7 protein-coding genes are annotated in these 7088 nt (G+C 68.9%); 4 read left to right on the plus strand and 3 right to left on the minus strand.

Annotation, left to right across the window (positions count from 1 at the left end):
• Positions 1-137 precede the first annotated feature (137 nt).
• From rpsL to tuf, 4 genes are all read left to right on the plus strand, one after another.
• Complete coding sequence (gene rpsL, locus ACR9ZK_RS04570) at positions 138-512, plus strand: 30S ribosomal protein S12 (protein ID WP_076264083.1); 375 nt, start codon at positions 138-140, stop codon at positions 510-512.
• Complete coding sequence (gene rpsG / locus ACR9ZK_RS04575; protein WP_481340693.1) at positions 512-982, plus strand: 30S ribosomal protein S7; 471 nt, start codon at positions 512-514, stop codon at positions 980-982. Before rpsL ends, rpsG begins: the two co-directional genes overlap by 1 nt.
• Before the next feature lie 179 nt (positions 983-1161).
• On the plus strand, positions 1162-3279 hold the full coding sequence (gene fusA / locus ACR9ZK_RS04580; protein ID WP_481340694.1) for an elongation factor G: 2118 nt from the start codon (positions 1162-1164) through the stop codon (positions 3277-3279).
• A gap of 107 nt (positions 3280-3386) precedes the next feature.
• Positions 3387-4583 carry an elongation factor Tu gene (gene tuf / locus ACR9ZK_RS04585; RefSeq protein WP_481340695.1) on the plus strand — a complete coding sequence of 399 codons (1197 nt, stop codon included), beginning with the start codon at positions 3387-3389 and terminating at the stop codon, positions 4581-4583.
• A gap of 220 nt (positions 4584-4803) precedes the next feature.
• On the opposite strand, the gene ACR9ZK_RS04590 is transcribed toward tuf, so the two are convergent.
• Genes ACR9ZK_RS04590 through ACR9ZK_RS04600 form a run of 3 tightly spaced genes read right to left on the minus strand, consistent with a single transcriptional unit; the run spans position 4804 to position 6826 of the window.
• On the minus strand, positions 4804-5721 hold the full coding sequence (locus tag ACR9ZK_RS04590) for an LLM class flavin-dependent oxidoreductase (RefSeq protein WP_481340696.1): 918 nt from the start codon (positions 5719-5721) through the stop codon (positions 4804-4806).
• Positions 5718-6224: a hypothetical protein gene (locus ACR9ZK_RS04595; protein WP_481340697.1), complete on the minus strand. Its 507-nt coding sequence runs from the start codon at positions 6222-6224 to the stop codon at positions 5718-5720. The genes ACR9ZK_RS04590 and ACR9ZK_RS04595 overlap by 4 nt, the downstream gene beginning before the upstream one ends.
• The gene (locus tag ACR9ZK_RS04600; RefSeq protein ID WP_481340698.1) at positions 6221-6826 is read right to left on the minus strand and encodes a hypothetical protein; all 606 of its coding nucleotides are present in this window, start codon (positions 6824-6826) and stop codon (positions 6221-6223) included. Before ACR9ZK_RS04600 ends, ACR9ZK_RS04595 begins: the two co-directional genes overlap by 4 nt.
• Between the last annotated feature and the right edge of the window lie 262 nt (positions 6827-7088).

Below are 7088 nucleotides of genomic sequence, written 5' to 3' on the forward strand. Positions count from 1 at the left end.
GGCCCGTGGGGAGTGCAGGGGGGAGAACCGGCACCGACAGCCCCAGGACACACCCGACCTCGGGGGTCGAGGAGCCGAACAGTCAAGGAGCCGCCCACCCGGGCGACCGACAACAGCAACGTTACGGAGTCACCAGGTTGCCTACCATCAACCAGCTGGTCCGCAAGGGCCGCCAGGACAAGGCCTCGAAGGCCAAGACCCCGGCGCTCAAGGGCTCGCCCCAGCGCCGTGGTGTGTGCACGCGTGTGTACACGACCACTCCCAAGAAGCCGAACTCTGCCCTCCGCAAGGTCGCCCGTGTGCGCCTCTCGAGCGGCATCGAGGTCACGGCCTACATCCCGGGCGTCGGCCACAACCTGCAGGAGCACTCGATCGTGCTCGTGCGCGGCGGTCGTGTGAAGGACCTCCCCGGCGTCCGCTACAAGATCATCCGCGGCACGCTCGACACGCAGGGCGTCAAGAACCGCAAGCAGGCTCGTAGCCGCTACGGCGCGAAGAAGGAGAAGAGCTGATGCCTCGCAAGGGACCCGCTCCGAAGCGCCCGCTCGTCGTCGACCCGGTCTACGGCAGCCCGCTCGTCACCCAGCTCGTCAACAAGATCCTCCTCGACGGCAAGAAGTCCATCGCGGAGACGATCGTCTACGGCGCCCTCGAGGGCTGCCGCCAGAAGACGGGCACCGACCCGGTCGCGACGCTCAAGCGCGCGCTCGACAACGTCAAGCCGGCCATGGAGGTCAAGTCCCGCCGCGTCGGTGGTGCGACCTACCAGGTGCCGATCGAGGTCAAGCCGGGCCGCAGCACGACGCTCGCCCTGCGCTGGCTCGTCGGCTACTCGCGTCAGCGTCGCGAGAAGACGATGACCGAGCGCCTCATGAACGAGATCCTCGACGCGTCCAACGGCCTCGGTGCCGCGGTCAAGCGTCGGGAGGACACCCACAAGATGGCCGAGTCGAACAAGGCCTTCGCGCACTACCGCTGGTGACGCACCCCCCGGCCGGGTGCCACGGCGCCCCCGCTCCGGCGGAGGGCGCGGCACCGGGCCGGGGAACACCGGCCACAGCCGCCCGCGTTGAACGGGGCGCCCACGGGCCGGTCCTGTTCCGCCGGGCGGCCGCGGGACCACCGCAGACTTCACTACACGAATGAGACGAGACAACTGACGTGGCACTTGACGTCCTGACGGACCTGAAGAAGGTCCGCAACATCGGCATCATGGCGCACATCGACGCTGGCAAGACCACGACGACGGAGCGCGTCCTCTTCTACACCGGTGTCAACCACAAGATCGGTGAGACGCACGACGGTGCGTCGACGACCGACTGGATGGAGCAGGAGAAGGAGCGGGGGATCACCATCACCTCCGCCGCCGTCACCTGCTTCTGGGAGGGCACCCAGATCAACATCATCGACACGCCCGGCCACGTCGACTTCACGGTCGAGGTCGAGCGGTCCCTGCGCGTCCTCGACGGCGCGGTCGCCGTCTTCGACGGCAAGGAGGGTGTCGAGCCCCAGTCCGAGACGGTGTGGCGCCAGGCCGACAAGTACGACGTCCCCCGCATCGCGTTCGTCAACAAGATGGACAAGCTCGGTGCCGACTTCTACTTCACGGTGCAGACGATCAAGGACCGCCTCGGTGCGGAGCCGCTCGTGCTCCAGCTGCCGATCGGTGCCGAGAACGACTTCATCGGCGTCGTCGACCTCATCTACAAGCGCGCCCTGGTCTGGCCGGGCGACGCCAAGGGTGACGTCACGATGGGCGCCAAGTACGAGATCCAGGACATCCCGGCCGACATGGTCGAGAAGGTCGAGGAGTACCGCCAGGCCCTCGTCGAGCGTGTCGCCGAGTCCGACGACGACCTCATGGAGAAGTACCTCGGTGGTGAGGAGCTGTCCCCGGAGGAGATCAAGGCCGGCATCCGCAAGCTGACGGTCAACTCCGAGCTCTACCCGGTCCTGTGCGGCTCGGCCTTCAAGAACCGCGGTGTGCAGCCGATGCTCGACGCCGTCGTCGACTACCTCCCGTCCCCGGTCGACGTGCCGGCCATGATCGGCCACAAGCCGGGCGACGAGAGCGTCGAGATGACGCGCGAGCCGAGCAAGGACGCCCCGTTCTCGGCGCTCGCCTTCAAGGTCGCCGCGCACCCGTTCTTCGGCACGCTCACCTTCATCCGTGTCTACTCCGGCCGCATCGCCGCCGGCTCGCAGGTCATCAACACGACCAAGGGCCGCAAGGAGCGCATCGGCAAGCTCTTCCAGATGCACGCCAACAAGGAGAACCCCGTCGAGGAGGCCCTCGCCGGCCACATCTACGCGGCCATCGGCCTCAAGGACACGACGACCGGCGACACGCTGTCGGACCCGAGCGAGCAGATCGTCCTCGAGTCGATGACCTTCCCCGACCCGGTCATCCAGGTCGCCATCGAGCCCAAGACCAAGGGCGACCAGGAGAAGCTGTCGACGGCCATCCAGAAGCTCTCGGCCGAGGACCCCACCTTCCAGGTCCACCTCGACGAGGACACCGGCCAGACGATCATCGCCGGCATGGGCGAGCTGCACCTCGACATCCTCGTCGACCGCATGAAACGCGAGTTCAAGGTCGAGGCGAACGTCGGCAAGCCGCAGGTGGCCTACCGCGAGACGATCCGTCGCTCCGTCGAGAAGTACGACTACACGCACAAGAAGCAGACCGGTGGTTCCGGCCAGTTCGCGAAGGTCCAGGTGTCCTTCGAGCCGCTGGGCGAGACCGAGGACGGCTCGATGTACGAGTTCGTCAACGCCGTCACCGGTGGCCGCGTCCCGCGTGAGTACATCCCGTCGGTCGACGCCGGCATCCAGGACGCCATGCAGTACGGCGTGCTCGCCGGGTACCCGCTCGTCGGCATCAAGGCGACGCTCGTCGACGGCGCGTACCACGACGTCGACTCGTCCGAGATGGCGTTCAAGATCGCCGGCTCGATGGTCCTCAAGGAGGCCATCAAGAAGGCGGACCCGGTCCTGCTCGAGCCGATGATGGCCGTCGAGGTCCGCACGCCCGAGGACTACATGGGCGACGTCATCGGTGACATCAACTCCCGTCGTGGCCAGATCCAGGGCATGGAGGACATCAGCGGCGCCAAGGTCGTCAAGGGCCTCGTCCCGCTGTCCGAGATGTTCGGCTACGTCGGCGACCTGCGGTCCAAGACGCAGGGTCGCGCGAGCTTCTCCATGGAGTTCGACTCCTACGCAGAGGTCCCCAAGGCCGTTGCCGAGGAGATCATCAAGAAGACCCGCGGCGAGTGACGACGGGTCATCCCGGTAGTCTCTTTCTTCGGAAATCCCAACCCATCGCGCCACGTCCTGCCCTGGTCGTACGGCGTAACACTAGAAAGTCCTGAGGAGGACACACAGTGGCGAAGGCAAAGTTCGAGCGGACCAAGCCGCACGTCAACATCGGCACCATCGGTCACATCGACCACGGCAAGACGACGCTGACGGCTGCGATCTCCAAGGTCCTGCACGACAAGTACCCCGACCTCAACCCGCAGTTCGCGTTCGAGGACATCGACAAGGCTCCCGAGGAGCGCCAGCGCGGTATCACGATCTCGATCGCGCACATCGAGTACCAGACCGAGGGTCGTCACTACGCGCACGTCGACTGCCCGGGTCACGCCGACTACGTGAAGAACATGATCACGGGTGCGGCGCAGATGGACGGCGCGATCCTCGTCGTCGCCGCGACCGACGGCCCGATGCCGCAGACGAAGGAGCACGTCCTCCTGGCCCGCCAGGTCGGCGTCCCCTACATCGTCGTGGCGCTCAACAAGGCCGACATGGTCGACGACGAGGAGATCCTCGAGCTCGTCGAGATGGAGGTCCGTGAGCTGCTCTCGTCCTACGAGTTCCCGGGCGACGACCTGCCGGTCGTCAAGGTCTCGGCGCTCAAGGCCCTCGAGGGCGACCCGGAGTGGGGCCAGTCGGTCCTCGACCTCATGGACGCCGTCGACAGCGCCATCCCGGAGCCGGAGCGCGACGTCGACAAGCCGTTCCTCATGCCCGTCGAGGACGTCTTCACGATCACCGGTCGTGGCACCGTCGTCACCGGTCGTATCGAGCGCGGCATCCTCAAGGTCAACGAGGAGGTCGAGATCGTCGGCATCCACACCGGCCCGCCGGCCAAGACGACCGTCACCGGCATCGAGATGTTCCGCAAGCTGCTCGACGAGGGTCGCGCGGGCGAGAACGTCGGCCTCCTGCTCCGTGGCACGAAGCGTGAGGACGTCGAGCGCGGTCAGGTCGTCGTCAAGCCGGGTTCGATCACCCCGCACACCGAGTTCGAGGCGCAGGTCTACATCCTGTCCAAGGACGAGGGTGGCCGTCACACGCCGTTCTACGACAACTACCGTCCGCAGTTCTACTTCCGGACGACGGACGTCACGGGTGTCGTGCACCTGCCCGAGGGCACCGAGATGGTCATGCCCGGCGACAACACCGACATGAAGGTCGAGCTCATCCAGCCGATCGCCATGGAGGACGGCCTCAAGTTCGCCATCCGCGAGGGTGGCCGCACGGTCGGCGCCGGTCGCGTCACGAAGATCCTCAAGTGATCTGACGCTGCGACGCAGCACCTCTGGGAGGGCCCGTTCCGCTTCGGCGGGGCGGGCCCTTCCGCATGCCCGGCGTGGTGCCGCGTCGGGTCGAGGTGAGCGGACGCGTCCAGCCGCGACGGATCACCTCGAACCGCCGGTCCGTCCGTCGGGTGGAGGTGATCGGCCGCGTCCAGCCGCGACGGATCACCTCGGACCGCGTCTGCGCGCCCGGGCCGGCTCAGCCGTCGAGGACGGTGAGGGCCTGGCCGATGGCGGTGAGGCTCTCGACGGTGATGGGGTCGAGGACGAGCTGCACGTGCACCGCTCCGGCCTCGGCCATCGCGTGCAGGTGCTCGGCGAGTGCGCCCGGCTCGCCGCTGACGGGCGCGACCGACGCGGCATGGGGGGAGTCGCCCATCACCCGTCCGGCGCCCCCGGCGAGCCGGACCAGCACTGCGGCGGTGGCGCCGACCTCACCCGGCCTGCGGCCCGCCTCGGCGGCCGCCGCGTCGACGCGCTCGCGCAGGCGCGCGAACTCCGCCGGCGAGTTGGCGTACTGGCTCCACCAGGTGTTCCAGAGCTCGACGTGGGGCAGGCCGATGTGCAGCATGCGCGGCCCGGTCGAGCCGAGCATGAGCGGGGGCCCGCCCGGCCGCGTCGGCCCGGGGTCGAGCACGCAGTCGGTGAGGTCGTGGAACCGGCCGTGGTGGTCGATCCGTCCCTCGCGCAGGAGCGTGCGGATGACGGTGAAGGCCTCCTCGAAGCGGGAGACCCGCTCGTCGAAGGGGAACCCGTAGGCGGTGTACTCCCGCTCGTTCCACCCGGCCCCGAGCCCGAGAACCAGGCGCCCGCCGGAGATGCCGTCGACGGTCGCGGCCATCTTCGCGAGCATGGCCGGCGCGTGGAAGGCGGTCGAGGCCACGAACGGTCCGAGCTCGACACGGGAGGTGACCGCGGCGACGGCAGCGAGCGAGGTCCACACCTCCCACGGCCCGCGGGTGAGCCCGCCCGGCAGGTCGTAGAGCAGGTGGTCGCCGAGCCACAGCGAGTCGAGGCCGACGTCCTCGGCCGTACGGGCCATGGCGAGCAGCTCGGGCCAGTCGACCCGGCGCTCGACCTCGGGCAGCTGGACGCCGACCCGGAGCGGGCGGCTCACTGGCCGAGGGCCACGAGCACGACGGTGTCGGAGTCGGCCGCGAGGTAGGCCTTGGCGCGGAACGAGCCCTGGGCGAAGGCGGCGTCGAGGGCGTCGGAGCGCAGCAGCTGCCCGGTGGGCAGGGCGGAGCGGACGCCGTCCTCGACGTCGGGTGTCTCCGTGGTCGGTGCGGGGGAGTGGGCACGCAGGGCCGTGGCAGTGTCGGGCGACAGCCGGACGACGGCGTCGATCCAGTACGTCGAGGGCCCGGGTGCCTCGCCGTCCAGGGTGCCCGACATCCACGTCGCCGCGACCGGCCGGCCGAGGGCGGTGAAGCGCTTGGTCAGCGGGTCGAGGTCGTGGCGCACCTGCCCGGTGCCGGTCTTCGTCGCTGCGTTCACGGTGCTCCTCGGTCGGTCGGTCGGCGGCGTGGGCGACGACGTGCTGCACGCGGCGGTCGTCAGGGCGAGCAGGGCGGTGGTCACGGACATCGTCACGGCGGTGACGCGTCGGGCGCGGGTCATCGGCTGCTTCCTCGTTCGTCGGCCCGGTCCTCTCGACCGAGTCCGGGGGTGCGCTCGACGTCGCCCGGGCCGACGTCGACGGAGGGCGGCGGCGAGCCGACCGGCCACGTGACCGTCCGCGTGACGTCACCGCTCGACGGGAACGGCTTGGCCCAGCCGATCTCGGCGAAGCGGCCGTTCTCGTTGTCACCGGCGCCGCTGGCGATGTCGGCCTGACCCGGGTTGAAGTTGTAGTAGTCCTCGGCGTGGACGGTGACCGTCATCGTCACCTGACCGTTCTCGACGGTCACGTCGGCGCTGCTCCACTGCTGGTAGCCGCCGATCGTCTTCTGCCAGTTCTCGGTCGTGGGATAGGCGGTGGCCGGGTGGGCGTCGCCGGTCATGCTGAAGTGCGTGTTGCCGTTGCGGACCATCTCGTCGACGGCCGCCGCGGTGCGGGACACCTCGCCGTTGACGTTGGCGGCGATGGCGGGGTCCTCCTTGTAGCCCTCCTCGTAGTCGAAGCGGGCCGGCTCGCCGTCGTTGTCCCAGTAGTGGGCGTACATCGCCGTCGCGTCGTCGAGGTCGGACTTGAGCGCCCGGCCGGCCTCGAGCTTGGCCATCCACTCGGCCTTGGCGACGTAGTCGTGCCAGGTGGCCTCCTTCGAGTCGTACTCGAAGCCCTCGTCCCACTCGATGTCCGGCTTGTGCGGCGCGCCGAAGTCGTAGCCGTCGACGGGACCCCCCGTGCCGGTCGTCGCGGGCGGGACGGGCGCGGGACCGGGCGTGGGGGAGGGGCCCGGCGCTGTCTCTTATACACATCTCCGAGCCCACGAGACGGAGCTACATCTAGGAGGCGGGTTTTTGCTTTGGGAGGGGGGGGGG

The organism is Monashia sp. HAY1-5C (assembly GCF_056755255.1).

Coding starts and splice junctions, on each gene's coding strand:
- rpsG (WP_481340693.1), top strand. CDS start 512: ATGCCTCGCAAGGGACCCGCTCCGAAGCGCCCGCTCGTCGTCGACCCG.
- ACR9ZK_RS04595 (WP_481340697.1), bottom strand. CDS start 6,224: ATGACCCGCGCCCGACGCGTCACCGCCGTGACGATGTCCGTGACCACC.
- ACR9ZK_RS04600 (WP_481340698.1), bottom strand. CDS start 6,826: ATGGCCAAGCTCGAGGCCGGCCGGGCGCTCAAGTCCGACCTCGACGAC.